Origin of the sequence: Ensifer sp. Root1252 (assembly GCF_001425885.1) — a bacterium.
Lineage (GTDB): Bacteria > Pseudomonadota > Alphaproteobacteria > Rhizobiales > Rhizobiaceae > Ensifer > Ensifer canadensis.
Map to the genome: position 1 here is coordinate 1 of NZ_LMDT01000022.1, position 26,435 is coordinate 26,435.

Below are 26,435 nucleotides of genomic sequence, written 5' to 3' on the forward strand. Positions count from 1 at the left end.
CCGTTCGGGGCATACAGTGTCGCCAGCGCAATGCCGGCGACCGCCGTCGGCAGCGCGAACGGCAGGTCGACCATGGCGTCGATCACCCGCTTGCCGGGGAAACGATAGCGCACCAGCACCCAGGCGAGGATGACGCCGAAGATCAGATTGACGATGGCGGCGACAAAGGCCGTGCCGAAACTGATGCGCAAGGCATTGAGCGTGCGGGTGTCGAGCGCCAGCGTCATGAACTGCGACCAGCCGAGGCCGCTCGAGCGCCAGATCAATCCCGACAAAGGAATGAGGATGATCAGCACCAGCCAGGCCAGCGTGACGCCGAGCGCCAGACCGAACCCCGGAAGCACGCTCGGCTGACGAAACCGCCAGCGCCTGTTGTGGCCATGCTTTCTCAAATCCAACTCACCTCTCATGCCCAAGGTAAAAAGACCAGGCGGTCCTCAATGATCGACCCGGCCGTTTCCAACCAGGCGATCGCCATTCCGATCAAGCTCAAACAAACCCGACGCCTTAGCACCGCCGGTCGGGCAAAACCTATCTGGTCCGCCGCCAACCTTGCTGTTCTTTCGCCCGGCTTGTCGAGTTGGCCGAACACAGCACCACTCCTCAAAACTTCGATTGCGCTTGCCGCCGAAGTCCTCGCGTCAAATTATCAATTTCGCAGGCACCAACAACGCAATTTTTGACTGCCGGGGGCCTCAAAACGAAACTGATTTCGCTGAGAAGCGCGACAAAAGAAACACTCTGCCTCAAGCATTGTTCCACAGCCGATACGGCAATTTCAGTGGGCTGAATCAAAGTCGAAGAAAGTGATGCTATAGATTTTATGGATAATGGGTATTCCTTGCTTACTTCGTGCCAGTTGCCTTCGCATAATCGCCCCATGAATTGTTTGATAGGAAGACGATCGGCGCACCGTCACTTGGCCCGTGTCGCAAGAGGCTGATACCATGGCAAAAACCTTGATCATCCCCGGTCTTTTCGGCTCGGGCGCGGGGCACTGGCAGCGTCACTGGCTGGACGACCAGCCGCGGGCGACGCTCGTCGAGCAAGATGACTGGGACCATCCGGTGCTCGAGCGGTGGCGTGACGCGCTGGAGCGCGCCATTCTCCGTCACGGTGTTGTGGACGTTGTTGCCCACAGCCTGGGCTGCATCCTCGTTGCCAGCCTGGCGCGAAGACCGCTGGCACGGCAGATCAGAAGCGCGCTTCTGGTGGCACCCTGCGATCTAGACGTGACGGGGCGGCTGCATCCCGGCTCGATCGCGTTCGGCGCCATGCCCGAGCATCCGTTCCCGTTTCCGAGCCTGATCGTCGGCAGCCTCAACGACCCCTATATGTCGTTTGATCGATTGCGGCATATCTCGACCCGCTGGGGCAGCCGGCTCGTCGATCTCGGTCATGCCGGGCACATCAATGTCGCCAGCGGTTTCGGCCGGTGGTCGCGCGGCTATGACCTGCTGACAGTCCTGAATGGCATCGCACGGCGCGAACAGCCCCCGGCGAGCGCTGCACAAATCGCTGAAAACCGAGAGGGTCGCGTCGTCGCTGGCTGATAAATACCGGCGCGGTCTCACCTTGTACTTGCGGTCTCGAAACACAGTGGCGACACAAAGGGCTTGATGTCCGCTGGAAATCGCGTTCTAATAGCGCATAAACTTTATAGAGTATGCCGTATAGGGATGACCATGTGCCGAGGTGCCAGGCCAGCCAGAACAACGGATACCTACTCGCCGGCCCATGCGGCTGGCGGCACCATCCCCGACACTGCAGATTTGAGCCCCGTCAGCGGCCGATCTCGGTGCTGGGCGATACCCCAAGGTCCGATCCGTGTTCGGGATCGGAACAGCCATGCGTTTCAAACTTTGCCGGCTGACCGCAGTCAGGCTACAAGGGAGCTCACATGACTGTCCACGGATTGTTTGCCAAGATTTCGCCCGACAGTGACAGCCCTCGGGAAAAGCCGCGCATTGCCATCATTGGCCGCGGCTTCTCGGGGATCATGATGGCGATCGCGCTGATGAAGTCGGTGCGAACAGCATTTCATGTTCATCTCTTTGACCCGCAACCAACCATCAGTGGCGGGCAGGTCATGGCCGCCGCCCAGAGCGGCGAAATCCTCAATAGCCGCGTGCGCGATCTGTCGGTGGCCGCCGGACAGCCGGAGGATTTCAACGAGTGGCTTTGTGCCAACCAGGATTTTCGCTCCGCCGTCTCTGCCGCCATTCCAGGCTTCCAGCAGATCTTCGTGCCGAAGAGTATCTTCAGCGACTATGTCTACCAGCGCTTTTCCGAAGCGTTGACGCGGCGACCGGATATCTCCATGCAGCTCTCCTGCCAGGCGGTGCTGGGCCTGCGAAAGCTGCCATCCGGGCGTTTTTTGGTTGTGCAGGAAGAAGGCTCGATCGAATGCGACGTTGCGGCACTCGCCACCGGATTCGGTATCCGCACGCTTGAAATGGAGGTTGCGGACGATGAGCGTCCCCTGGTGAGAGCGCGGCGTCTGGTGGTGCCGCGCCATGCGGTGCTGCTCGGCAGCGGGGTGCGTGTCGTCGATCGCCTGCTGCAAATGCGCGACAACGGCTATGCCGGCGAGATCACCATCATTTCGCGGCATGGGTTTCTGCCGCAATCGCACACGCGGCTTTCAGCAGCGCCGACTTTCCCGGTGGATCCGATGCCGACGAGGCTACGCGACATCGTCCGCTTCGTCAGGCAAGCCTGCGCCGAGGCAGAGGCCAACGGTCTGAGCTGGCAGGCCGCCATGAACGGGCTCCGGCGCCGCGCGCGTTCTCTGTGGCAAGCTCTGCCAGAACAGGAGAAGCGTCAGTTCAACCGTCATCTGCGCTCGATCTACGACAGCCATCGCAACCGCCTGCCGGCGCCAATGCACCTGCGACTGCAGCAGGAACTGGCCGACGGCCGCACCGTGGTACGCAAGGGCTGGGCCGGGCGGCGCCGGCCCGACGGGCTCATGGTTCGCTGGGCAGGAGCGCCGAAGGAAGATCTGCTGGTGGCAGATCAGGTCATCGACTGTCGCTGCTCTGCGCCTGACCTCAAGGCCCCGGTCATTCAGAACCTCTTTGCCGGCGGTCTGGCGCAGCCGGACGAGCTCGGGCTCGGCCTCGCCGTCAGCCCGGCCGGCGAGGTGCTTTCGGACAGCCATCCAACGGCCAACCTCTACGCGATCGGCCCCCTGGGTCTCGGCAGCCTGCCCGATATCGATCTGGTGCCCGAGATCGTCACGCAAACCTATGCTGCCGCCCGATTGATCGCCACGCGCCGCCGGGCGACGCAGAAGTCTGCATAGGAAGAGCCGTGGTTGCCCGTCAGCGGTGGTGCGACCACGGCACCAGCCGCCGCTCGATCCGTCGTGCAACGACTTCAAACAGGAAGGCGACGGCAGCGATCACCACGATGCCGGCTATGACGATGTCGGTGACCAGGAACTGGGCCGCCGATTGGATCATGAAACCGAGGCCGCGTGTTGCCGCCACGAGCTCGGCGGCAACTAGGGTCGACCAACCGGCGCCGAGCGCAATGCGTGTGCCGGTGAGAATGGATGGCAGCGCGCCCGGCAGGATCACATGCAGCAGCAATTGCCGTCGCGATGCGCCGAAGGCGCGCGCGGCATTGATGTGGTCGGGCGACGCGGATTTCACGCCCGCAGCCGTCGAGAGAATGATCGGCGGCAGCATTGCGAGCGCAATCACGGCAATCTTCGATGCCTCGCCGATACCAAGCCAGATGATGACGAGGGGCAGATAGGCGAGCGGCGGCAGCGGACGCAGAAACTCGACGATCGGATCGAGGATGCCCTTGCCCCAGCGGCTGGTGCCGATCGCCAGGCCTGCAGGCACGCCGAGGATGAGTGCCACGCCGAGCGCACCGAAGATGCGCGAAAGGCTGGCGGCGATATGCTGGACGAGCGTCGCGTCGACAAAGCCCGTAAGCGTCAGGCCGCTCAGCGCCCGAAGGACGGCGAGCGGCGATGGCAGGAACAGCGGCGGCACCAGGCCATAGGCTGAGACGAGGCTCCAAAGGCCGACCAGCGCGGCGACCGTTGCCGCTGAAATCCAAAGAACGGGCAGCGTGCGTGGCGGCTTGACCTCGATTTCGCCGCTTGGATCGGGGCGGGTGGACGTCGCTTCCAGGGAAAGGGTCATGCTGCCACACCTTCGTCTTCGGAATGAATGAGACCGGTCAAATCATCGTGCAACCGCTTGAATTCGGCAGCGGCGCGCAGCTCGTTTTGAGGTATTCCGGAGAGATAGTCCCGACCGAAGCTGACCGGAATGATCTTGGCGATCCGGCCCGGGTTCGCGGTCAAGACGACGATGCGCGTCGCTAGCATCAAGGCTTCATCGATGCTGTGTGTGATGAGCAGTGCACCGGCCCGGCTGGCCCGCCACATGTCCAGGAGAAAGCCTTGCATGCGCACACGCGTCAGCGCATCCAATGCGCCGAGCGGCTCGTCCATCAGCAGGAACCGTGGCTGCGAAGCCAGGGCTCTGGCAATGCCGACACGCTGGCGCATGCCGCCGGAAAGCTCCCAGACCTTGCGCTCTGCCGCATCCGGCAAACCGACGCGCTCCAGCAGCGACTGGGCTTCCTTCAATCGTTGGCCCTTGCCGACACCCCGCAGGCGCAAAGGGAATGCAACATTGTCGATCGCGCTCAGCCATGGGTAAAGCGCATCATCCTGAAAGACGACGGCGCGGCCGGAACCGGGGCCGGACAGCGACCGGCCATCAAGCGCGATCCGGCCGCTGCTTGGCGTCAAGAAGCCGGCCGCCAGATTGAGCAGGCTCGTCTTGCCCGAACCGGATCTGCCGATGACCACGACGAAATCGTCGCCGGCAATCTCCAGATTGATCCGATCCAGAACCAGCGGCGCTTGCGATCGCCCTTCGCCAGGCGCGTATCGTAAAGAGATATTCTCGAGCGCAAGCACGGACATTTTGTCGTCCCCATGATCCATGAAGTGGGCCGGAGGATGGGCTAGCGTTTCACGCCCTCAGTCGTGTCGCCAACCGTTCCCGCGGCAATCCCGCCTTGCTCAGAACGAGAGCTTGGCGGCTTCCTGCGCCCAGCGCGCCGAAACGTAAGGGCCATAATCGGTCAGAACTGCCGGGATCTTTTGCTGCTCGAGCAGGAAGGCCGACGTTTCTGCAATGGCCTTGGCCGTTGCGCCGCCGAGAAGATCGGATGTTGCCTGCTCCTCCAATGATGGGAAGTAATATCCCTTGAGCAGGGCGGGCACGTCCTCCGGCTTGGCGCCGGTCAGGCGGGCGATCTTTTCGGCCTGCTCCGATGTGGCATTCCATGTCTCCGGCTTGGCCCGGTAGTCGGCATAGGCATCACCGGTCACCTTGACGAACCCGGTGACGATATCCGGATGTTCTTCGGCGAATTTCTTGCTGACGATCCAGGCATCGAAGGTCGGGCCACCCCACTGGGCAACGTCGGCAGAGGTGGCCAAGACGGTCGATGTCTTCTTGATCTCGGACAGCACCGGATCCCAGACATAGGCGCCGTCGATGTCGCCACGCTGCCAGGCCGCCGCAATTTCCGGCGGGCGCAGGTTGAGGATCTCCACCGATTTAGGATCGATGTTCCAGTGCTTCAGCGCCGTCAGCAGGCTGTAGTGAGCCGTCGACACGAAGGGTGTTGCGATCTTCTTGCCGGCGAGTTCTTCGGGCTTGCTTACGCCCTTGACGGCCAGGGCTTCCGCGTCGCTGATCAGGCCGACGACGAAGATGGTTTCGAACGGCAGTTCCCGGCTTGCCGCAGCCGCCAGCGGCGACGAGCCGACATAGCCGATATCGATCGAGCCGGATGCAAGCGCAGCGATGACATCGGCGCCGCCGTCGAACTTCTGCCAGTTGATTTTCGCGCCGGTCACCTTCTCATACGTGCCATCGGCCTGCGGCACGCGCGACGGCTCGACGATCGGCTGATAACCGATGGTCAGTGTGGTGTCCGCGGCCTGAGCCGCAAGCAGTCCCTGCGTCGCCAACACCAGCGCTGCGGTTGATACCAGAAGGGTACGTCTTGCTATTGTCATTGCCTGCTCCTCAACGGTTTGCCGATGGCCCCGTCGTGGAGCCTGTATTGATAATCTCAAAACCCATGGATTTTATAGAGATAAAAAATACCCCGTTTGTGCGACGGGGTATGAAGCCATTCCAAACTTCGGTCGATTGGGCATCATCTTTGCCCGCTCGAACGTGGTCCCCTCCAGTTACGGCAGGAAACTGCCGTAACGGCCGCTGTGGTAGAGGACGGGTTCGCCTGAGCCTGCCGCAATCGCCAGGACCCGTCCCAGGATGATGGCGTGGCTATGACGCTCGATGATCTCCTCGACTTCGCAATCGATCGCGGCAAGTGCCCCATTCAGGGCGGAAGCGCCGCTGACGAGGGTCCGCCAGTCTGCGCCGCCGTAGCGTGCCGCGCCTTTGAGACCACCAAAGCCCGCGAAGCGCTCGGCCACGTGCTGCTGCTGGCTTGCGAGAATGTTGACGCAGAAATGCTGGTAACGCTCGATCACCGGCCAGGTGGATGACGTCCGGTTGATGTTGACGATCATCGTCGGTGGATCGACCGAAAGCGCCGTTGCCGACGTTACCGTCGCGCCTGTGCGATCGTCGCCGATACCGGCGGTGATGACCGAGACGCCGCCCGACAGGTTGCGCATGGCGGATTTCAGTTCCGATGGCGTGATGGGGTTAGGGCGATCGATCGCATGACTTGATGTCGTGAATGCACTGGAAGCGGCGAGAGCGATGTTCATGGCAAAATCCTCGAAAAATTTGACCTGCTTCCCGGTCGTGAAGCCGCGATCCGGGAAAAAATTTTTCCTCTACTCAAAAATGATCGCCGGATTTTTCATTGTCAATAAATTTTATAGAGTTTATCTTTTTTGGACTGCCGGCCCTGTCTGGCGCCTGCCGTCGATCGTGTCCGAGGAGAATTCGCATGAGCAACACGCCTGACAAAGTCAACGTTCTCTGGTTCCTGCCCACTCACGGCGACAGCCGCTATCTCGGCACATCACGGGGAGGGCGCAATGTCGACCTCAACTATCTGAAACAGGTCGCCCAGGCTGCCGATGCGCTGGGCTACTACGGTGTGTTGATCCCCACTGGCCGCAGTTGCGAGGACAGCTGGGTGGTGGCGTCAGCCCTGGCACCCTTGACCGAGAAGCTGCGCTTCCTGATTGCGGTGCGGCCTGGACTGCTTTCACCGATGCTGGCAGCCCGGATGACGGCAACGCTCGACCGGCTTTCCGAGGGACGGCTGCTGATCAACGTGGTGACGGGCGGCGACCCGACGGAAAACAAGGGCGATGGCATCCACCTGTCGCATGGCGAGCGCTACGAAGTCACCGAGGAGTTTCTCAACGTCTACAAATCAGTCCTTCGCGGCGAAGACGTTACTTTCAAGGGAAAACATTTCGATATCGAAGGCGGCAAGCTGCTGTTCCAGTCGGTGCAGACGCCGCATCCGCCGCTCTATTTCGGCGGTTCCTCGGGCAAGGGCCAGGAGGTGGCGGCCAGAACGATCGACAAATATCTGACCTGGGGTGAGCCACCGGAAGATGTCGCCAGAAAGATTGCCGAAGTGCGCGCACTGGCTGAGGCCGAGGGCCGGGAAGTTACATTTGGCATCCGGCTGCATGTGATCGTGCGCGAGACCGCAAAGGAAGCATGGCGGGCGGCCGACGACCTGATACAATATGTCGATGACGAGACGATCGCCGCGGCACAAAAGGTGTTCGAGCGTATGGATTCGGTAGGTCAAAGTCGTATGAGCCGGTTGCATGGCGGCCGGCGCGACAAGCTCGAGGTGGCGCCCAACCTCTGGGCCGGCGTCGGGCTTGTGCGCGGCGGTGCGGGCACCGCCCTTGTCGGTGATCCGGATCAGGTCAAGGCGCGGATGGAAGAGTACCGCGAGATCGGCATCGATACGTTCATCATGTCTGGCTACCCGCACCTGGAGGAGGCCTATCGCTTCGGCGAGCTCGTGCTGCCAAACCTGCCGCTTGGTCACGCGGTTCCCGCGCGCGAAACATCGATCAATACCGGTCCGTTCGGCGAGACCATTGCCGGCGACCACAGGCCCAAGCTCAAGGTGTCGCAATCGTGAAGCGTCGACCCCGCCGACCGGTTGTCGCAATCATCGGCGGTGGCTTCACCGGGGCGGCGGTTGCCGCCAACCTAGCCAAGAACACGACCGGTCAGGCGGTCGATATCATCGTCTTCGAGCCTCGGGGGCGCCTGGGTGCCGGTCTTGCCTACGACACCTCCGATCCGGCGCATCGCATCAACGTACCGGCGGCGCGCATGAGCCTGATACCGGATGAGCCGGACGATTTTCTGCACTGGCTGGCCGCTGAAGGTGAGCCGCGCGACGACCAGGATGCGCTGACCGAAGACGGGAATCTCTACCCTCGGCGCGCGGTCTTCGGCCGCTATGTCGGCGACTTCATCGCACCTTTTCTTCGGAGCGGTCAGGTCCAGCACTGTCACGAACGGGTGGCCCAGATCGTCAGGACGGGCGAGCAATGGCGGATCGCGGCCGATGGAGGAACTGATATCCTGGCCGACATCGCCATCGTTGCCACGACCCACCCGGCACCGTGTGCACCCCGGCACATTGCCAAGGCGCTCGCCAGCCATCCACGTTTCGTCGCCGACTCGACATTGTCAGGCGCCCTATCCGTAATCCGCGGGGAGGATCGCGTCCTCCTGATCGGCAACGGACTGACTTCGGCCGATGTCATCGCCTCGCTCAGACGAAACGGCCACCGAGGGCCGATCACCGCCCTTTCCCGCCGGGGGCTTCGGTCGAGGGGACACGCGACAACGGCGCAGGAGCCATTTGGCGATTTCGTCACCGATCCTTCGCGAACCGCTCGTTCGCTGTTGCGTAGGATACGCCAGGCAGTTCAGGAGGCGCCGACGGCGGGTCATAGCTGGCACGCGGTTTTCGACGCGTTGCGCGCCCAGGGCGGCGAAATCTGGGGAGCCCTACCTATCCCGGAGCGAAAACGACTTGTTCGCCACCTGAGGCCCTATTGGGATGTGCATCGCTTCCGGGTCGCACCACAGATAGATGCGGTCATCGGCCAAGGGCTTGACCACGGCGATGTGAGGGTTCTTGGCGGATCGGTGAAAGAGATAGCCCGGGCCGGCGAGACCATCACCGCCGAGGTTAGACACCGTCATACCGGCAAGTGCGAGCAGATGACATTTGACGCCTGCGTCGTGACCACCGGCCCGGCGCACACGGCTATCCTCAGGAGCCAGGGTTGGCTGGCCGATATGGCCGATGCTGGCCATTTGCAACTGGATGGGGTGGGCCTCGGCCTTGCCTGCGATGAACAAAGCCGCGCAGCCGACCGCGACGGAAAAAGCGACGACGCGCTTTTCATCGCCGGCCCGCTTGCCCGCGGCACATTCGGCGAGTTGATGGGGCTGCCGCAGGTGAATGATCATGCGATCTTCGTCGCTCATCAGGTCGCGCAGCGTCTCGCAAGCCAGTCCCGGTCGAGGCCTGCGGTGCAAATCGCCTGACACAGAGCAGGCTTTCTACGTTTGCCGGGCAAGCAAGCCGGGGCCACATCTACCCTTCGTGCTGGCCCTCAAGACGCCGCGTCCAGTCCTCGACCTTGCGGGTCGCCAGCCGCTTGATCGCGTAGTCGCGCCAGTTCGTCGGCAAGATATCGAGGTTGGCAATCTCCTGAAGGGCGTCCCGGTTCATCGTGTCGACGTAGAGGTAATGCCAGAGTCGCCTGATGGTCCAAGTCGGGTATCGGCGCTCGACCAGAGCGAGGGCGTCTTCCGCGCAAACGCGCCCTTCCTCGATCACGCGGTAGTACCATCCGGTGCGACCGGATTGCTGGACACGGCGGGCCATGTCGCTTTGACCGAAGCGCTTGTTCAGTTTCCAGCACGGCTGCCGGCCCTGGCTGACTTCGAGCAGGGCACGGCCCAGGCGAAACCGATCTCCGACGGCCACATCATCTTCCGTCAGTCCGGATGTCGACAGGTTTTCGCCGAACGCTCCAGGGTGATCGAGAACCGCTGCCGGGCCGATCTCCGACCGCCAGAGCCGGTAATGATCGCCGGGGTAGTGGTGCACAGCCTTCTCGATGCCGCCGTGTCGTTTAAGGTCGCCCTGGTGATCGCCAACGAAGCCGGTCGGCGACAGGTGCAACGCCCCGGCGACCGGCTTCTTGTCGATACCGCTTTGCGTCCCGCGTTCATCGATGGCGGTCAGTGAACCCACCAGCAATGCATTGAGGGCAATCGGCTTTATTTGCTCAGGCCGCATGCAACTGCTCCAACCATGCCGTCATCATCGAGTCGGCGGCCGTCGCTAGTGTGGCCCCGTATTGCGTCGCATCGTCGCGAAGTTTTCCGATGTCGATCTTTGCCGCCACCAGCTCGCAGGCGTGACCGACCAGCCACCGCTCAAACGCCACTCCCGCATCCGCCTCGGGGTGAAACTGAAGCCCGAGAATATTGTTGCCGATGGAAAACGCCTGCTGCACGGTCTTTGGGGTCGACGCCAGCAAAGTGGCGCCGGCGGGAAGATCGTAGGTATCGCCGTGCCAATGCAGCATCGGCACGCCATCCAGATGACGAAGCGGAGAAGCACGGCCGGCCTCGCTAAGGCTGATCGGGTCGAAACCGATCTCCTTGATCCCCAATGGAAAGACCCGCGCGCCGCTTGCGCGCGCAATCAGTTGCGCGCCAAGGCAGATGCCGAGGGTCGGCCGACCGGTCTTCAGTCGTGCTGCTAGCACCTCGACCTCCCGCTGCAGAAACGGGTAGGTCCGGTCCTCGTAGGCGCCGATCGGTCCGCCGAGTACAACGACAAGGTCGGGGGCGTCCGGCGCGAAATCCAGAAAATCGGCGGTTCCGACATCGCGGTATTCTATCCCGTAGTCAGCGCGAAGGGGAGCGGCAAAGGTGCCGAGATCCTCGAAATGAACATGCCTGATCACCAGGGCCGATTTCAGTGTCATCGCTTTCCTGTCTCTATTCGACGTGAAATCTCATCGGGAATTGCGCAGCCGTCAGTCGTGCAGCCGGCGATGTCCACCGGCACAGTCGTTGCCGGCAGCGGTTCTGCAAGTGCTGTCGCCAGCCAAGCTCCGACGAGCAGATCGTCCTCGATCCCGAATCGATGGTGGCGGACCTTGCCGTCGCGGCCAATGATGATGGTCGTGGGCGTGCCACGCATGCCGTAGCCCTGCATCGTGCGCGGTATCGGCGTATCGGGTGATGCCGCGTCGACGCCGATCGGAAAGCTTAGACGGTATTCGTGGATGAACGCCTTGAGGGCCTCCGGACCCATCGCCGTATGATGTTCGAAAACCGTGTGCAGGCCGATCACTTGGAGATCGGTGTCGCGAAACAGCCGCTGCACGCGCTGGGTCTGCGGCAATCCGTACGATACGCAGGCGGGGCAAAGCATCTGAAAGGCGTGGATGAAGACGACGCGTCCGCGCAGCATGCCGAGGCTCAGCGGCGTTGCGGTGTTGAACCAGTTGCTCACGTCCAGTTCCGGCGCCTGATTTGAGAGATCAGCGATCATGAGGCCATTCCTTTTGGGAGGGGCCGGGCAGGCAGGACCTGCCCGGCGGGATGTCAGGCCGCTTCGCGCACGAGCTTGACGCCGGGGAAATCGACCGGCACGGCGAGGGCCACGTTGATGTAGTTGGTGAAGAGATTGAGCGCCACGTGCGCGATGATCTCGACAATGTCCTGATCGTCGAAGCCGGCATTGCGCAACGCCTTGACGTCAGCATCCGAGACCTGACCGCGTTCGTCGACCAGGATGCGGACGAATGAAAGCACCGCCGCGGTCTTCGGATCAGCGGAGTGGCCGCGTTGGGCGTCAGCCATGTCCTGCGCTGTCGCGCCGGCCTTGCGGCCGAGAGCCGTATGCGCCGCCAGGCAATAGTGGCAATCATTGCGGTCAGCGACGGCGACGGCAATCTGCTCGCCGAGTTTGGCGCCGAGCCGGCCATTGCCAAGCGCGCCGAACGAACCCCACATGCTGGCAAGTGCCGCCGGGGAATTGGCCACCGCCTTGAACATGTTCGGTGTCGCGCCGAAGGCCGCGTGGATGCTGCCCAGCAGTTCTGCACTGGCACCGGTTGCCGTCTTGGGGTCAACTAGATTAATTCTGCTCATGGTTTTCTCTTTCTATTTGCGTGGAGGGAGAAAATGCCGGTCCGCCGATGGCAGTCGACGGGCCGGCGCCGACATCATCGGGGCCGAAAGCGCGCTTGAATGCGGTGAAATCCTTTGGTCCCGAGGGTGAAGCGGTTTGTCCTGGTGCCGACGTCAGCACGCTGGGGCGTGGCAGCGCCGGTCCATTGGTCGAAACAAATGATGGGTCGGTGGTGTACTTCATTGCATCTGCCCCACCTCAGGCCGCGCCACGGTTGAATATCTTCCAGGCGGCGGCCTGGCTTGAGGCGTCTGCCGTTTCGTATTCGCCGCAATCGATGCGCAAATCCGCTTGGCCAAACGGTGCGTTGACGAAGGCGCAATGGTGCGGCTCTTTCGAACCCGGATAGGCATTGGGCTGGAAGTATCGGCAGTTCACACACATGCGTTGTTCCGGGATGGCGCCGGACGCCTGCAGCGTGCGGATGATCTTGACCAGATGAAGCAGCAGATCTTCCTGTTCGAGCGTCGATAGCGACGCAAAGGCAGCGTCTGTCGCCGAGGCAATCATGCCGGCGCGGCGCACGGCGGCCTCGCCTTCGGCCGTCGCGGCCACCGCTACGGCCCGCGCATCCGAAGGGTCCGCCAGCTTCTCGACAAAACCCTTGCGCGTCAGTGCATTGATCGAATCCGTCGCAGTCGGTTGGCTGACGCCGAGATGGGCTGCGATCTGTTTGACGCGCATGCCAGCTTTGCCACGGCCCACCAGAAAGATCAGGATCTGCAGTTGTGTCGGGTTCAACCCGATCACGTCGGCTGCCGTCCATGCTTCGGTCCGCATCGCCGTCGCTATCCGTGCGAACCCGTCGCCTATGCGGTCGATAATTGCAGGCGGTGTTGTCGTGTTCTTTGCCATTCCTGATATATATAGGAGTCCTATTTAGTGTCAATTCACCGTCGCCGGGAATCCGCATCCAATTTGACGCGCATCAAATTAGGTGCACGGCCTTCGGACTAATACTGCGGCGAACAACCCAAGCACGGGCTGCTCGGTCAAACGGAGAAGACGATGTTGAAAGCAATCAAGAGCGGATTGGGCCTCGCAATGGCGGTCATGCTTATCGCTGCGCCCGCAACCGCCGCGGATTTCGAAGTGCACATGCTCAACAAGGGCAAGGAAGGCGCGATGGTGTTTGAACCTGCGTCGCTGAAGGTTGCGGCCGGCGACACGGTGACGTTCATCCCGACCGACAAGGGCCACAACGTCGAAACGATCAAGGGCATGATCCCGGATGGCGCAGAGGCATTCAAGAGCAAAATCAACGAAAACTACAAGGTGACCTTCACTGCACCCGGCATCTACGGCGTGAAATGCACGCCGCACTACGGCATGGGCATGGTCGGCCTGGTTCAGGTCGGCGACAGCCCGGCCAACCTCGCAGCGGCGAAGGGCACCAAGAACCCGAAGAAGGCGCAGGAACGGCTGGACGCCGCATTCACAGCACTCGGCAACTAAAGCAAAGCCACACTGAAACGAGCGGGCGGGGACGGGCCGCTCGACGGCGCCGCCCACCGGGCGGAAGGCGGCGCCATCATGCGGAACCAATGCGAAGCACTCGCGTTGGTTCCGCATGGAGCAAATCGTAGCAGACATGTTTCCGCCGTCGCAGATTCCCTATCCGGTCATCTTCGCGCGCATTCTCGGGGCCTTGCTGATGGGCTCGATCATTGGCTTCGAGCGTGAAGCCAAAGCCCGCCCGGCCGGTCTCAAGACGCACATGCTCGTGTGCCTCGCCGCCTGCACCTTTGCAGTCATCTCGCTTGAAAGCGTCTATATGAAGGGCTTCATAGACGAGCGGGTCCGGATCGATCCCTTGCGCGTCGTTGAAGCGGTCACCGCGGGCGTCGCCTTTCTTGCGGCGGGCACCATCGTACTGTCGCGCGGACAGGTCCAGGGCCTGACGACCGGCGGTAGTCTGTGGTTGGCGGGCGCCATTGGCCTCGCTCTCGGCTTCGGCCACTGGATCATCGCTGCCTTTGCGACAGGATCCGCCTTTCTTGTTCTTTCCGTCGTCGGCAGGCTCGAAGCGGTAGTTGAGGAGGAAGAGCAACCCGGCCCTCAACCTCAGGCATCCAAGCCTCGCGACGAGAAGGTGAGCCGCATCCGCAAGACCACCCGATAGATTTCGCATCCTGCGCCGCTTGGGACGGCACCATTTTTCACTCACCGGCTCTGCAGCGTTTCTTTCGATCCATGGCTTTCTTGGCCGGCAGATCAGGCCGGGCGCAATGGTCATTTGCATCTTGCAAAAGGCCTCCATATGTGAACAGTATCTTTACATAAGAAAATTCATGGAGGAGATAATGCCCAACCAGCACAGCCGCGCCCATATGATAAGCGCGACCACTCGCTGCCAGCTGCCAATGCGGATACGAGCCAGCGCAGGGTTTTCTCATGAATGAATTCTCGCCAACCGTTGGCGTGTCTACGACACGCCCCACCGACATGCCGGAGGATCACGCTGCCCTTCCGGTGTGGAATGCCGAAAACTGGTTTTACGAGGATTGGCCGGTCGGCCAGCGCATCCGCTCGTTGCGCCGGACGATCTCCGAGAGCGACAGCCACCTGTTCAACACGCTGGTCGTCGACATCCACCCTTATGTCCAGGATCAGATGTTCGCGGAACGGGAAGGCATCTTCGGCCGCCGACTGGTGGCTGGCGCCTTCGTTTTTTCGGCCGGCCTCGGCCTCGTCGCTACCAACTGCGTCAACGCTTTTTCCTACGGCTATGACAAGCTGCGCTTCATCAAGCCGGTCTTTCTGGGCGACACGATCTACACGATCCGCACCAACATGGACAAAACACCGCGCTACAAGGAGCTGGGCCTGATCCGGGCCAGTTATCAGGTCTTCAAGAACGAGGGTGAGCTGGTGCTCTACTGCGAGCATCTGCAGACGGTGAAGTACAACAATCCGGCTGACTTCGTCGGCAAGACAGAGAAATAAGAACAGCGATGCACGAGGAAAACGAACTGCCTTTGGCCGGCCTTGTCGTCGTCGACATGAGCCAGTTTCTCTCCGGTCCCTATTGCTCTCTACGGCTGATGGACCTGGGCGCGCGCGTCATCAAGATCGAGCGCCCGGATGGCGGCGATCTATCGCGCCGCCTCTATCTCAGCGACACCGAGATCGGTGGCGATTCCACCATCTTCCATGCGATCAATCGCGCTAAGGAAAGTCTGGCAATCGATCTCAAGGACGAATCCGATGTCGCGGCGCTGAAGGCGCTGCTCGCCAAGGCCGACGTCCTGATCCAGAACTTCCGACCTGGCGTCATTCAACGGCTGGGCTTGGACTACGAGGCCGTTCGGGCGATCAACCCGCGCATCGTCTACGCTTCGATCAGTGGTTATGGAGAGGAGGGTCCCTGGGTCAAGCGGCCTGGTCAGGACCTGCTGGCGCAGGCGCGTTCCGGCGTGATGTGGCTGAATGGCGACGAAGCGCAAGGGCCGGTCCCCTTCGGTCTTGCCATTGGCGATATGCTTGCCGGCGCTGCAGCGGCCCAGGGCATTCTTGCCGGCCTCGTCCGCCGCGGCATCTCCGGCAAGGGCAGCCTGATTGAAACCAGCTTGCTCGAAGCACTGGTCGACTTCCAGTTCGAGGTGCTGACGACCCATCTCAACGACGGCAGGCGGCTGCCGAAGCGCTCGGATTTCCGCAGCGCACACGCCTATCTGTCGGCGCCCTACGGGGTCTACCCCGCCAAGGACGGCTACCTCGCCATCGCGATGACGCCGATCTCGAAACTTGCCGACCTCCTGGAGATGCCGCAGCTCGCACCCTATTGCGACGACCCGTCTTCATGGTTTTCCGCAAGGGACGAGATTAAGGCCCTGATCGCCGAGCGCATCGGCGAAAACACGGTGGACCATTGGCTGGCCGTGCTCGAGCCGGCCGACATCTGGTGCGCTCGCGTGCTCAACTGGAACGAACTGCTGGAAAGCGACGGCTTCCGCACCCTCGACATGCTGCAGACGGTCAACCGCGAAGACGACGTGTCGATCCTGACCACGCGTTCGCCGCTGCGGGTCAACGGTCGGCGCGCCCAGGTCGATCGCGCTGCCCCGAGAATCGGCGAACACAGTGCATCGATCCGGAAGGAGTTCGGCCTATGACCGTCACCCTCAAGGGAATGACGTGGAGCCATCCACGCGGTTACGACCCTATGGTGGCCTGTTCGAGGCTCTGGCAGGAAAAGACCGGGGTTGCCATCCATTGGGAGAAGCGCTCGCTGCAGGATTTCGAGACCTATCCGGTCGAGGAGCTCGCCAAGGCATACGATCTGATCGTCATCGATCACCCGCATGTCGGGCAGATCACCAATGAAGGGTGCCTTGCGCCTCTTGATGTGGCCGGTCGAGAAGCGGAACGTTCCGTGCTTGCAGCCGGGTCGGTCGGGCAATCCTATCCGAGCTATGGCTGGAATGGGCGTCAATGGGCCTTTCCGATCGATGCCGCGGCACAGGTCCAGGCCTGGCGCCCTGATCTCGGAGAGCGTGTTTCGAGCTGGTCCGGCATGTTGGACCTCGCGCGCAAGGGTGCGGTGCTGCTGCCGCTGCGACCGCCGCATTCGCTGATGAGCTTCTACACGCTCTGCGGCAATCTCGGTCACCCCTGCGCAGTGAGCGGACAAGCGGACCTGGTGGACCGTGACGGAGGCGTTGCCGCCTTCGAGATGCTCTCCGAGCTTGTATCGCTGATCGACCCCGCCTGCTTCGCGATGGATCCGATCGCGGTGCTGGAGGCGATGTCGGCCCCGGAGGCAAAAGCCGCCTGCGCGCCGTTAATCTACGGCTACGTCAGCTACTCGGTTGCCGGTTTCCGGCCGTCGCTCATCCGGTTTGGCGACATTCCGGTCGCGGGCCAGCATGGCCCAAGCGGTTCGGCGCTTGGCGGAACGGGCATTGCCGTCTCCGGCTTCTCGTCGTCCATCGACGCCGCGACCGACTTTGCCTATTGGGTTGCAAGCGGTGCGGTCCAGCGCCAGGCCTACGCCTTTGGCGGCGGACAGCCGGGACACGGCGACGCCTGGGACGACGATGCGGTGAACGCGGCGACATCAAACTTTTATCGCGCGACCCGTGCGACGCTCGAAACCGCCTGGGTGCGTCCCCGACACGATGGTTACATGCCGTTCCAGCAGGCGGCCTCGGATCGCATCAATGACGGGCTATTGCGCAAGGAGAAGGCGCGACAGGTCGTTGACGATCTCAACCGGCTTTTCACCGAAAGCTTCGCGGCGGCGTAAAGAGAAACACCGGAGATAAGCGATCGGCTCATCTCCGGTGTTCAGCAAAAAAAGGCCGACCTAACGGTTTCAGGCTTTGTCGTGCGGGTGGGTGGCCACAATGGGCCGCGTTGCTTCCTTACGCGAGATTCCAGATTCGACGTGCGTTTGCCGACAGCAGCTTTGTCCGCTCGTCCGCACTGCAGTGCTCCAGCAACGCGTGAGTGGTCGCAACCCAGGTTGAAAGGTTGGCGCCGAGCGTGCAGACGGGCCAATCGCTGCCCCAGACGACGCGGTCCCAGCCGAAGGTGCCGATTGTATGCTCGACGTAAGGTCGTAGCGTCTCGACATTCCAGCTTTCATCCGCATAGGCGACGACGCCGGATATCTTGGCAACCACGTTCGGCCGCTTTGCGATCTCGCGCATATGGTCACGCCAGGGATGTTCGGCGCCGCTGCGGATATCGGGAACGCCGCAATGGTCGAGCACGAACTGCAGATCGGGCACGAGATCGGCAAGGGCAATCGCTTTGGGGATCTGGTGCGGCAGGACGCAGAGATCGAAGGTAAAACGGTTACCGCCAAGCCGCCTGATGTTCTCGCGGAAGAGGGCGCCGTCCGACAGATCGTCCGGGACCACATGCAGGACACGGCGAAACCCCTTGACGAGGGGATCGTCCTGTTGCCGTTCGAGATAGGCGGCAAAGCCGTCCTCTTCCGGCCGGCACGCGGCAATTGCCCCCTTGAGCAGACTGCCCGCTCTTTGCGAGAGTTGCCGAACTTCTGACGTCTCCAATTCCATTTCGCCTGGGTCGACATCGACTTCCATGTGCAACGCCGTCTCGATGCCGACACGCCGAGCCTCCGCCTCATAGGTCGAATAGAGGAAATCGCGATCCAGCGCCGGGACGCCCGTCAGCCAGGGATAGGTCAACGCGGACTTGTTGATGAGATGCAGATGGGTGTCGACGATCACGATGCGGTATCCTCCGTACGCCTCACACTCTCACACGAGAAGAGATCATTCAAATAAGAAATTGACAGTATGCAGCGATCGCGGACGTCGTGTGCCGACCGTAGATCCGGAACCTGCTCATTCCGACGATTGCGCCACATCCGATCCCGCGAGCACCGAGAGCTGTGTCGCCGCGCTGCGCAGGAGCGAGATCGTCTCGGTGATATCAGGCGCAGATGGCGCATTGACCAGCGCAATATAGGGAATGGTCAAGGCCGCGATGCCACGGCCGTCGGGGCCGAGAATGGGGGCCGAGAGGTTGTAGACGCCGGCCGTCTGGGCGCTTGCCATCATTTCGTAGCCACGCTCGCGGATCTGGTCGAGCCGTGCATAGAATTCCGGACCAAGCGAAATCTCGTCCTTGCTGCGCGCGTGCTCGGCGATCATCATTTCCCGTTCCTCCGGCGTGCGGAAGGCGAGCAGGATGTGACCGGAGCCGGTATCGAACAGGCTGATATGTGAGCCGACCCTGATTGAGATACCCCAGTAATCAGGCGCTTCCTGCTGGGCGATGACCACGGCCGAGCCGCGATCGAACACGGCCAACTGGTTGGCCTGCTTCGATCGCTGGGCAAGATCGCGCATCAGTGGCGTCGCATAGGAGGCCAGCCGCCGCACCGGTGCGTGAAGCTGGGCCAGGCCGAAAAGCTTCAACGTCAGGGAATAGCGATCGCCATCGATTCGCGTGACGTAGCCGCGGCGCACGAGCCGGTCGAGCATCCGGTAGAATTCGTTCGGGCTCCGATTGAGCCTTTTCGATATTTCCGCCTGCGTCAGGCCTCCATCGACGCTCGCCAGCAGTTCGAGAATATCAAGTCCCTTGTCCAGCGCGGGGGCGCGGTAGCGATCGGACTCTTCGGTGTCCATGGGCGTCCTCCTTAGTGAATATCGATATCCATATACGCAGAGAAAGCCGCCGACAAAAGAAAGTTCACCCTTGACGAGCGATAAAATTGTTGTTTGTATATGAATTAGTTTCTCACAAATGAGAAATGCGGGCCGGGATGAGGGCGCGCTACAGTGGAGGAGAGGTTATGAACAGGCTGCTTTCCGGCGTCTCGGCCGGAGTCATCATGCTTGCCTGCGCAGTGGGAGCGGCCAGCGCCGCGGAACTGCCCGGCAAGTTCGAAGGCGTCACCATCGACGCCAAGCTGATCGGCGGACAGCAATACGAAAAGCTCTATGAGCGCATCGCCGAATGGGAGAAGGCGACCGGCGCCAAGGTCAATATCCTGTCGAAGAAGAATCACTTCGAACTCGACAAGGAGATCAAGTCGGATATCGCCACGGGCGGTATCAGCTGGTGCGTCGGTTCCAACCACTCTTCCTTCGCCCCGCAATACCCCGACATCTATACCGATCTCCTGGCACTGCTTCCGCCGGAAGAAATCGCAAAGTTCGTGCCGGCTGTCATCGACGCCTCGACGCTCGGCGGCAAGCTCGTCATGCTTCCACGCGCGCAGTTCGACGTGTCGGCGCTCTACTATCAAAAGAGCCTCTACCAGGACGATGCCAAGAAGGCCGCCTTCAAGGAAAAATACGGCTACGACCTCACGCCGCCGGATACCTGGGCGCAGGTCAGCGACCAGGCAGAATTCTTCGCGGCCCCGCCGAACTTCTACGGTACGCAGTTTGCCGGCAAGGAAGAGGCCATCAATGGCCGCTTCTATGAAATGCTGGTCGCCGAAGGTGGCGAATACCTCGACAAGGATGGACGTCCGGCCTTCAATTCCGAAGCCGGCATCCGGGCGCTCGACTGGTTCGTCAAGCTCTACAAGGACAAGGCCGTTCCTCCGGGCACGACCAACTACCTCTGGGACGATCTCGGCCAGGGCTTTGCTTCCGGCTCGATCGCCGTCAATCTCGATTGGCCTGGCTGGGCGAGCTTCTTCAACGATCCGAAGTCGTCGAAGGTTGCCGGCAATGTCGGCGTCAAGGTTCAGCCGGCAGGTTCCTCGGGCAAGCGCACGGGCTGGTCCGGGCACCACGGCTTCTCGGTCACCGAGGACTGCGCCAACAAGGAAGCGGCAGCTTCGCTCGTCTGGTGGTTGACCAACGAGGATAGCCAGAAGCTGGAATCGGCGACCGGTCCGCTGCCGACGCGCACCGCCGTCTGGGAATACAACATCAAGGCCGCCGAGGGCGATGCCTACAAGACCGAGGTGTTGCAGGCTTTCCAGGAAGCGGCAAAGCATGCATTCCCGGTTCCGCAGACTGCAGAATGGATCGAAATCTCCAACGCCGTCTATCCTGAACTCCAGGCCGCCATCCTCGGCGACAAGACGTCGAAGGAAGCGCTCGACACTGCCGCCGAAAAGGCGACCGGCATCCTGGAAGACGCCGGAAAGCTGTAAGTAGAGACAAGGAAGGCGGCGCCGATACCAAGGTGTCGGCGCCGCCTTCGTCATTTACTGCGTAACTCCCTGGATCGGAAATGGTCAGGAAGGATTATGCAGCAAGTTTAATGCCTTGCAGCGTCTTTTTCGCGTCATATCTGACGCGCGGCACTGTGATGTCACCCTCAGGAATGCCTGATGAAGCTCAAGAAACTGTCCGCACCGGTCCTTCTGCTGCTACCGGCCTTTGTCGTGCTGGCAGCGGTCATCGTGGTGCCGTTGCTCTTCTCCTTCTATTCGAGCTTCACGCCGTTCCGGCTGACCAAGCCTGAATCGCTCTGGATCTTCGTCGGTCTGCGCAACTACATCACGGTGCTGAGCAACTGGGATTTCTGGGTCGCTTTCGGCCGCACCGTCCTTCTGCTCACCGTCGCACTGAACACGGAGATGCTGCTTGGCCTCGGCCTCGCGCTCCTTGTCAACAAGGCCACCCACGGCCAGCGGCTGCTGCGGACGATCATGATGTTCCCGATGATGTTTTCACCGGTGCTCGTCGGCTTCCAGTTCAAATTCATGTTCAACGACAACATCGGTTTCGTGAACAATGCGCTGCAATCGCTCGGGCTGACGGACCGCGCCATCCCCTGGCTGATCGACGGCAACCTGGCGCTGATCTCGATCATCATCGCCGAGGTCTGGTCGTCGACCGCAGTCTTCGCGATCCTCATTCTTGCCGGTCTTCTGGCGATGCCGAAGGACCCGGTCGAGGCGGCGCATGTCGATGGCTGCACGCCATGGCAGACATTCCGCTACGTCACCTGGCCCTATCTCATGCCGTTTGCCTTCATCGCCATGACGATCCGTTCGCTCGATGTTGCCCGCGCCTATGACATCGTGAAAATCATGACCGATGGCGGGCCGGCCAAACGAACCGAACTGCTGTGGACCCTGATCGGCCGCACGGCCTATGCCGACGCCCGCATGGGGATGGCCAACGCCATGGCCTATGTCGCCATCCTTCTGTCGATCGTCTTCACCGTCTATTTCTTCCGCAAGCTCGCCGCCGCGCGCCAGCAGATCGGAGCCGAGTGGTAATGGATATCAATTCGTCACATCGCCTGCGCCGGCGCCTCCTGAAGACGGCGCATCTGATCGGGCTGTTTCTCGCAATGGCCGTAATCTGCCTGCCGGGCCTCTGGATCGTGCTGTCGTCGCTGCGCCCGACCGTCGAGATCATGGCCAAGCCGCCAGTCTGGATCCCCGAAAGCATCTCGCTTGATGCCTACCGCGCGATGTTCGCCGGCGCCGGGCAGGGTGGGGTTCCCGTCTGGGACTATTTCCGCAACTCGCTGATCATCTCCGTCACCTCGACGGTGATCGCTCTCGCGATTGGCATGGCCGGCGGTTATGCCTTTGCCCGCTACCGCTTCAAGGCGAAGTCGGCAATCTTCCTCGGCTTCATGCTGACGCGTGCTGTTCCCGGCATCGCGTTGTCGCTCCCGCTCTTCATGATCTATGCCCGCACCGGCATCATCGACACGCATTTCTCGCTGATCCTGACCTATGTCGCGCTGAACGTGCCCTTCACTATCTGGCTGATCGACGGCTTCTTCCGTCAGGTACCGAAGGATCTGGCGGAAGCAGCCCAGATCGACGGCTGCACACCCTGGCAGGCATTCTGGCAGGTGGAGTTTCCGCTTGCTGGCCCCGGCATTGCCTCCGCGGGCATCTTCGCCTTCCTCACGTCCTGGAACGAATATGCTCTGGCCTCGCAGATTACCCGCTCGGTCAACTCGAAAACTCTGCCCGTCGGCCTGCTCGACTACACCGCTGAGTTCACGATCGACTGGCGCGGTATGTGCGCGCTCGCCGTGGTCATGATCGTCCCGGCGCTCACGCTCACCTTCATCATTCAAAAGCACCTCGTTTCGGGCCTCACCTTCGGCGCGGTGAAAGGATAACATTCATGGCTCCTGTCACCCTCAGGAAACTGGTCAAACGCTATGGCGCGCTCGAAGTCGTTCACGGCATCGATCTCGAGGTGAAGGACCGCGAGTTCATCGCCCTGGTCGGCCCGTCCGGTTGCGGCAAATCGACGACGCTGCGCATGATCGCCGGCCTCGAAGATGTCAGCGGCGGAGCCATCGAGATCGGTGGCCGCAAGGTCAACGACCTGCCGCCGCGCGCCCGCAACATCTCGATGGTCTTCCAGTCCTACGCGCTCTATCCGCATATGACGGTCGCCGAGAACATGGGTTTCTCGCTGAAGATCGCCGGCCGCTCCACTGACGACATCAAGGCGCGCGTCGATGAGGCTGCGACCATTCTCGATCTCGGCCATCTGCTGGAGCGTCGCCCGTCGCAACTTTCCGGCGGTCAGCGCCAGCGCGTGGCGATGGGCCGCGCGATCGTGCGCCAGCCCGACGTCTTCCTGTTCGACGAGCCGCTGTCCAACCTCGACGCCAAGCTGCGCACCCAGGTGCGCACCGAAATCAAGAAGCTGCATGCCCGCATGCAGGCGACGATGATCTATGTGACGCATGACCAGGTCGAGGCGATGACGCTTTCCGATCGTATCGTCATCATGCGCGATGGCCATATCGAGCAGGTCGGGACGCCGGAGGAAGTGTTCCAGAAGCCCGCGACGAAGTTTGTTGCCGGCTTCATCGGCTCGCCGCCGATGAACATGGACGAGGCCGTGGTCGACCATGGCCAGTTGGTGTTTGCGACCGGCGTCCGTCTGCCCATCCCGCCGCGGTTTGTCGGCGCGCTCCGCGCCGGCCAGAAGGTCACATTCGGCCTGCGCCCCGATGATATCTACCCCACGGGCCACGGCCTCCATGCCGGCGATGCCGCTGCCGTGCACGAGGTTGAGCTGCCCGTCACCATCACGGAGCCGCTCGGCAACGAGACGCTGGTGTTCATCCAATTCAATGGCCGCGACTGGGTTTCGCGCATGCTCAATCCGCGTCCGCTTCGCTCAGGCGAAAGCGTGCGCATGAGCTTCGATCTCTCTCGCGCCCATCTCTTCGACATCGAGACAGGAAAGGCTCTGGAAGGCTGACATGGCAAGGATCGAGAAAATTGAACTGCGTATGGTCGATCTGCAGCCGAAGGTGAAGCGGACCGACGCGATCCAGAGCTTCGTCAGCCAGGAAACGCCGATCGTCACGATCACCGATTCCGACGGCGCGACCGGGACGGGCTACAGCTACACGATCGGCACGGGCGGATCCTCCGTCATGCGCCTGCTGTCCGACCACCTCGTTCCGATCCTGATCGGCGAGGACGCCGATTGCATCGAAGCCATCTGGCACAAGATGGAATTTGCCACCCATGCGACGACGATCGGCCCGATAACGGCGCTGGCACTCGCTGCCGTCGACACCGCCCTTTGGGACCTGCGCGCACGGAAACAGAAGCTGCCGCTCTGGAAGCTCGCCGGTGGCGCCAAGGACAGTTGCCCGCTCTACACCACCGAAGGCGGTTGGCTGCATATCGAAAAGGAAGCCCTCGTCGAGGATGCGCTTCAGGCCAAGGCCAAGGGTTTTTCCGGCTCCAAGGTCAAGATCGGCAAGCCGCACGGCTCCGAGGACTATGATCGCCTCTCGGCGATGCGCAAAGCGCTCGGCGATGGCTTCGAGATCATGACCGACTGTAACCAGGGTTTTACCGTTGACGAGGCGATCCGCCGGGCCGCTCGGCTGAAGGAGCTGGATCTCGCCTGGATCGAGGAGCCGCTGCCGGCCGACGATCTCGACGGCCACATCCGCCTGACACGCTCGACCCCGACCCCGATCGCCGTCGGCGAATCCATGTATTCGATCCGGCATTTCCGTGAGTACATGCAGAAGGGGGCCTGCTCGATCGTCCAGGTCGACGTCGCCCGCATCGGCGGCATCACGCCTTGGTTGAAGGTCGCGCACGCTGCTGAGGCTTTCGATATTCCGGTCTGCCCGCATTTCCTGATGGAACTGCATGTCAGCCTTGTCTGCGCCGTGCCGAACGGCAAATATGTCGAATATATTCCGCAACTCGATGAACTGACGACCAAGGGCATGGAGATCCGTAACGGACGCGCCATCGCGCCGTCTGAAGCCGGCATCGGCATTGCCTGGGACTGGGATGCCGTGAAAGCGCGCTCGATCAACGAGTTCACCCGGGAATTCGTGAAGTAGGGAGGCCGCCATGCAACGAATGGGAATGGTGATCGGTCTTCAGCCCGACAAGATCGCCGAATACAAGACGCTGCACGCTGCCGTCTGGCCGGAGATCCTCACGCTGATCTCCGAATGCAACGTCACGAATTACTCCATCTTCCTCAAGGAGCCGGAAAACCTGCTGTTCGGCTACTGGGAATATGTCGGCGAGGATTTCGCAGCCGACATGACAAAAATGGCCGCGCACCCGAAGAACCAGGAATGGTGGTCGGTGTGCATGCCATGCCAGAAGCCGCTCGAAACGCGCGGGGATGGCGAGTGGTGGGCGATGATGGAGGAAGTCTTCCACCACGACGGAAAGGTCTTGCATCGTGACTGACCAGTTCGATCCCACGTCGCTGCAGCAATCTTGGCCTTCGCCCGAAAAACCGCGCCCGATCGTCATCTTCGGCGCCGGCAGCATTGTCGGTGATGCGCATCTTCCGGCCTATCGCAAGGCAGGCCTTCCCGTCGCCGGCATCTTCGATCCCGATGTCAAGAAGGCGGCGTCGCTTGCTGCCGAATGGGGCATCCGAGCGTTTGCGACCGAGACCGAGGCGCTGGCAATCCCAGATGCGATCTTCGATCTGGCGACGCCGCCGGCAGCGCATGCTGCAATCCTGTCGAAACTGCCAGTAGGATCGGGCGCCCTGATCCAGAAGCCGATGGGCGCAGATCTGGCAGCAGCCACGGAGATCCTCAACATCTGCCGTGACCGGCAATTGCAGGCGGCAGTCAATTTCCAGCTTCGCTTTGCCCCGATGATGCTGGCGCTGCGCGACGCGATCAAAAAAGGCTATCTCGGCCAGATCGTCGACTTCGATGCGTGGCTTGCACTTGCCACGCCCTGGGGTCTCTGGCCGTTCCTCAAAGGTTTGCCGCGGATCGAGATCGCCATGCACTCGATCCATTATCTCGACCTGATCCGCGGACTGCTCGGCAATCCCGACGGTGTGCACGCCAAGACGATCGGCCATCCCAATCATGAGGTGGCGCAGACCCGCACGGCCGCCATTCTCGACTACGGCGACCAGGTGCGCTGCGTGCTTTCGGTCAATCACGACCATGATTTCGGCCGCAAGTTCCAGGCCTGCGAGTTCCGTATCTCGGGAACCGAGGGGGCGGCATACGTCAAGCTGGGCGTCAATCTCGACTATCCGCGCGGCGAGCCCGACGAACTGTGGATCCGGCCAGCCGGTGGCACGGAATGGATGGAGGTGCCGCTCAACGGCGCCTGGTTCCCAGACGCTTTTGCCAATCGCATGGCCAACCTGCAACGCTTCGTTAGTGGCGAGGACGAGCAGCTGATCGGCGCAGTCGACGACGCCTGGCAGACGATGGCGCTGGTCGAGGCCGCCTACCAATCCAGCGCGCGGCCTGCAACCGCGATCGCGCCACTTCCCGGACGTTGA

The 26,435-nt window shown here is 61.8% G+C and carries 28 protein-coding genes and 2 pseudogenes; 17 read left to right on the forward strand and 13 right to left on the reverse strand.

Annotated features, from left to right (window positions below; genetic code table 11):
• Positions 1-398 (reverse strand): annotated as a pseudogene (locus ASD02_RS20940) (molybdate ABC transporter permease subunit); the annotation flags it as partial.
• A 42-nt stretch (positions 399-440) separates the two neighbouring features.
• Here ASD02_RS20940 and ASD02_RS20945 point away from each other — a divergent pair.
• The 3 genes from ASD02_RS20945 to ASD02_RS20955 all read left to right on the forward strand — a co-directional run bounded on the left by ASD02_RS20945 (position 441) and on the right by ASD02_RS20955 (position 3,307).
• On the forward strand, positions 441-683 hold the full coding sequence (locus ASD02_RS20945; RefSeq protein WP_057208070.1) for a hypothetical protein: 243 nt from the start codon (positions 441-443) through the stop codon (positions 681-683).
• Between the two features lie 264 nt (positions 684-947).
• The gene (locus ASD02_RS20950; RefSeq protein ID WP_057221275.1) at positions 948-1,553 is read left to right on the forward strand and encodes an alpha/beta hydrolase; all 606 of its coding nucleotides are present in this window, start codon (positions 948-950) and stop codon (positions 1,551-1,553) included.
• A 347-nt stretch (positions 1,554-1,900) separates the two neighbouring features.
• A complete protein-coding gene (locus ASD02_RS20955) occupies positions 1,901-3,307 on the forward strand; it encodes an FAD/NAD(P)-binding protein (protein ID WP_057221276.1) in 1,407 nt (468 codons plus the stop codon).
• A gap of 19 nt (positions 3,308-3,326) precedes the next feature.
• Here ASD02_RS20955 and ASD02_RS20960 read toward each other — a convergent pair whose 3' ends face one another.
• The 4 genes from ASD02_RS20960 to ASD02_RS20975 form a co-directional block, all read right to left on the reverse strand.
• A complete protein-coding gene (locus ASD02_RS20960) occupies positions 3,327-4,163 on the reverse strand; it encodes an ABC transporter permease subunit (protein WP_057214696.1) in 837 nt (278 codons plus the stop codon).
• Positions 4,160-4,957, reverse strand: coding sequence for an ATP-binding cassette domain-containing protein (locus ASD02_RS20965; protein ID WP_057221287.1), 798 nt, complete (start codon positions 4,955-4,957; stop codon positions 4,160-4,162). The genes ASD02_RS20960 and ASD02_RS20965 overlap by 4 nt, the downstream gene beginning before the upstream one ends.
• A 99-nt stretch (positions 4,958-5,056) precedes the next feature.
• Positions 5,057-6,064: a taurine ABC transporter substrate-binding protein gene (tauA, locus tag ASD02_RS20970; RefSeq protein ID WP_057208062.1), complete on the reverse strand. Its 1,008-nt coding sequence runs from the start codon at positions 6,062-6,064 to the stop codon at positions 5,057-5,059.
• Between the two features lie 177 nt (positions 6,065-6,241).
• Positions 6,242-6,790, reverse strand: a complete 549-nt coding sequence (locus tag ASD02_RS20975) for a flavin reductase family protein (RefSeq protein WP_057208060.1) — start codon at positions 6,788-6,790, stop codon at positions 6,242-6,244.
• Between the two features lie 185 nt (positions 6,791-6,975).
• On the opposite strand from ASD02_RS20975, the gene ssuD reads away from it, so the two are divergent.
• Together ssuD and ASD02_RS20990 are read left to right on the forward strand one after the other, a co-directional pair.
• On the forward strand, positions 6,976-8,145 hold the full coding sequence (gene ssuD / locus ASD02_RS20985) for an FMNH2-dependent alkanesulfonate monooxygenase (RefSeq protein ID WP_057208056.1): 1,170 nt from the start codon (positions 6,976-6,978) through the stop codon (positions 8,143-8,145).
• The gene (locus ASD02_RS20990; RefSeq protein WP_244494254.1) at positions 8,142-9,575 is read left to right on the forward strand and encodes an FAD/NAD(P)-binding protein; all 1,434 of its coding nucleotides are present in this window, start codon (positions 8,142-8,144) and stop codon (positions 9,573-9,575) included. The genes ssuD and ASD02_RS20990 overlap by 4 nt, the downstream gene beginning before the upstream one ends.
• Positions 9,576-9,624: 49 nt before the next feature.
• On the opposite strand, the gene ASD02_RS20995 is transcribed toward ASD02_RS20990, so the two are convergent.
• The 6 genes and pseudogenes from ASD02_RS20995 to ASD02_RS21015 all read right to left on the reverse strand — a co-directional run bounded on the left by ASD02_RS20995 (position 9,625) and on the right by ASD02_RS21015 (position 13,026).
• Positions 9,625-10,335, reverse strand: coding sequence for an MOSC domain-containing protein (locus ASD02_RS20995; protein ID WP_057208052.1), 711 nt, complete (start codon positions 10,333-10,335; stop codon positions 9,625-9,627).
• The gene (locus ASD02_RS21000; protein ID WP_198956849.1) at positions 10,325-11,032 is read right to left on the reverse strand and encodes a glutamine amidotransferase; all 708 of its coding nucleotides are present in this window, start codon (positions 11,030-11,032) and stop codon (positions 10,325-10,327) included. The genes ASD02_RS20995 and ASD02_RS21000 overlap by 11 nt, the downstream gene beginning before the upstream one ends.
• Positions 11,033-11,130: 98 nt before the next feature.
• Positions 11,131-11,604: pseudogene (locus tag ASD02_RS21005) on the reverse strand (redoxin domain-containing protein); the annotation flags it as partial.
• A 53-nt stretch (positions 11,605-11,657) separates the two neighbouring features.
• Complete coding sequence (locus tag ASD02_RS21010) at positions 11,658-12,206, reverse strand: peroxidase-related enzyme (protein ID WP_057208047.1); 549 nt, start codon at positions 12,204-12,206, stop codon at positions 11,658-11,660.
• Positions 12,193-12,429 (reverse strand): hypothetical protein, encoded by a 237-nt coding sequence (locus tag ASD02_RS38395; protein ID WP_156407982.1) that lies wholly within the window; start codon positions 12,427-12,429, stop codon positions 12,193-12,195. Before ASD02_RS38395 ends, ASD02_RS21010 begins: the two co-directional genes overlap by 14 nt.
• Before the next feature lie 15 nt (positions 12,430-12,444).
• Positions 12,445-13,026, reverse strand: coding sequence for a MarR family winged helix-turn-helix transcriptional regulator (locus ASD02_RS21015; protein ID WP_234907940.1), 582 nt, complete (start codon positions 13,024-13,026; stop codon positions 12,445-12,447).
• Between the two features lie 264 nt (positions 13,027-13,290).
• Here ASD02_RS21015 and ASD02_RS21020 point away from each other — a divergent pair, with 264 nt between their 5' ends.
• From ASD02_RS21020 to ASD02_RS21040, 5 genes are all read left to right on the forward strand, one after another.
• Positions 13,291-13,701 carry a pseudoazurin gene (locus ASD02_RS21020; RefSeq protein WP_156408442.1) on the forward strand — a complete coding sequence of 137 codons (411 nt, stop codon included), beginning with the start codon at positions 13,291-13,293 and terminating at the stop codon, positions 13,699-13,701.
• Positions 13,702-13,816: 115 nt separating this feature from the next.
• A complete protein-coding gene (locus tag ASD02_RS21025; protein WP_025428731.1) occupies positions 13,817-14,368 on the forward strand; it encodes an MgtC/SapB family protein in 552 nt (183 codons plus the stop codon).
• A 272-nt stretch (positions 14,369-14,640) separates the two neighbouring features.
• Positions 14,641-15,192, forward strand: a complete 552-nt coding sequence (locus ASD02_RS21030; RefSeq protein WP_025428732.1) for a MaoC family dehydratase — start codon at positions 14,641-14,643, stop codon at positions 15,190-15,192.
• 8 nt (positions 15,193-15,200) lie between these two features.
• Positions 15,201-16,361, forward strand: coding sequence for a CaiB/BaiF CoA-transferase family protein (locus ASD02_RS21035; RefSeq protein WP_025428733.1), 1,161 nt, complete (start codon positions 15,201-15,203; stop codon positions 16,359-16,361).
• Positions 16,358-17,494 (forward strand): ABC transporter substrate-binding protein, encoded by a 1,137-nt coding sequence (locus ASD02_RS21040; RefSeq protein ID WP_057214708.1) that lies wholly within the window; start codon positions 16,358-16,360, stop codon positions 17,492-17,494. Before ASD02_RS21035 ends, ASD02_RS21040 begins: the two co-directional genes overlap by 4 nt.
• 118 nt (positions 17,495-17,612) lie before the next feature.
• Here the strand turns inward: ASD02_RS21040 and ASD02_RS21045 are convergent, their stop codons facing one another.
• Together ASD02_RS21045 and ASD02_RS21050 are read right to left on the reverse strand one after the other, a co-directional pair.
• On the reverse strand, positions 17,613-18,449 hold the full coding sequence (locus ASD02_RS21045; protein ID WP_057221277.1) for an amidohydrolase: 837 nt from the start codon (positions 18,447-18,449) through the stop codon (positions 17,613-17,615).
• Positions 18,450-18,566: 117 nt separating this feature from the next.
• Positions 18,567-19,355, reverse strand: a complete 789-nt coding sequence (locus tag ASD02_RS21050; RefSeq protein ID WP_025428736.1) for an IclR family transcriptional regulator — start codon at positions 19,353-19,355, stop codon at positions 18,567-18,569.
• Positions 19,356-19,561: 206 nt separating this feature from the next.
• Here ASD02_RS21050 and ASD02_RS21055 point away from each other — a divergent pair, with 206 nt between their 5' ends.
• The 7 genes from ASD02_RS21055 (at position 19,562) to ASD02_RS21085 (ending at position 26,435) form a co-directional block, all read left to right on the forward strand.
• The gene (locus ASD02_RS21055; RefSeq protein WP_225906524.1) at positions 19,562-20,842 is read left to right on the forward strand and encodes a sugar ABC transporter substrate-binding protein; all 1,281 of its coding nucleotides are present in this window, start codon (positions 19,562-19,564) and stop codon (positions 20,840-20,842) included.
• Between the two features lie 180 nt (positions 20,843-21,022).
• On the forward strand, positions 21,023-21,919 hold the full coding sequence (locus ASD02_RS21060) for a sugar ABC transporter permease (RefSeq protein ID WP_025428738.1): 897 nt from the start codon (positions 21,023-21,025) through the stop codon (positions 21,917-21,919).
• Complete coding sequence (locus ASD02_RS21065) at positions 21,919-22,785, forward strand: carbohydrate ABC transporter permease (RefSeq protein ID WP_025428739.1); 867 nt, start codon at positions 21,919-21,921, stop codon at positions 22,783-22,785. Before ASD02_RS21060 ends, ASD02_RS21065 begins: the two co-directional genes overlap by 1 nt.
• Before the next feature lie 5 nt (positions 22,786-22,790).
• The gene (gene ugpC / locus ASD02_RS21070) at positions 22,791-23,888 is read left to right on the forward strand and encodes a sn-glycerol-3-phosphate ABC transporter ATP-binding protein UgpC (protein ID WP_025428740.1); all 1,098 of its coding nucleotides are present in this window, start codon (positions 22,791-22,793) and stop codon (positions 23,886-23,888) included.
• 1 nt (position 23,889) lies between these two features.
• Positions 23,890-25,002: a mandelate racemase/muconate lactonizing enzyme family protein gene (locus ASD02_RS21075; protein WP_025428741.1), complete on the forward strand. Its 1,113-nt coding sequence runs from the start codon at positions 23,890-23,892 to the stop codon at positions 25,000-25,002.
• Between the two features lie 10 nt (positions 25,003-25,012).
• Positions 25,013-25,363, forward strand: coding sequence for an L-rhamnose mutarotase (locus ASD02_RS21080; protein ID WP_057214714.1), 351 nt, complete (start codon positions 25,013-25,015; stop codon positions 25,361-25,363).
• A complete protein-coding gene (locus ASD02_RS21085; RefSeq protein ID WP_057221278.1) occupies positions 25,356-26,435 on the forward strand; it encodes a Gfo/Idh/MocA family oxidoreductase in 1,080 nt (359 codons plus the stop codon). The genes ASD02_RS21080 and ASD02_RS21085 overlap by 8 nt, the downstream gene beginning before the upstream one ends.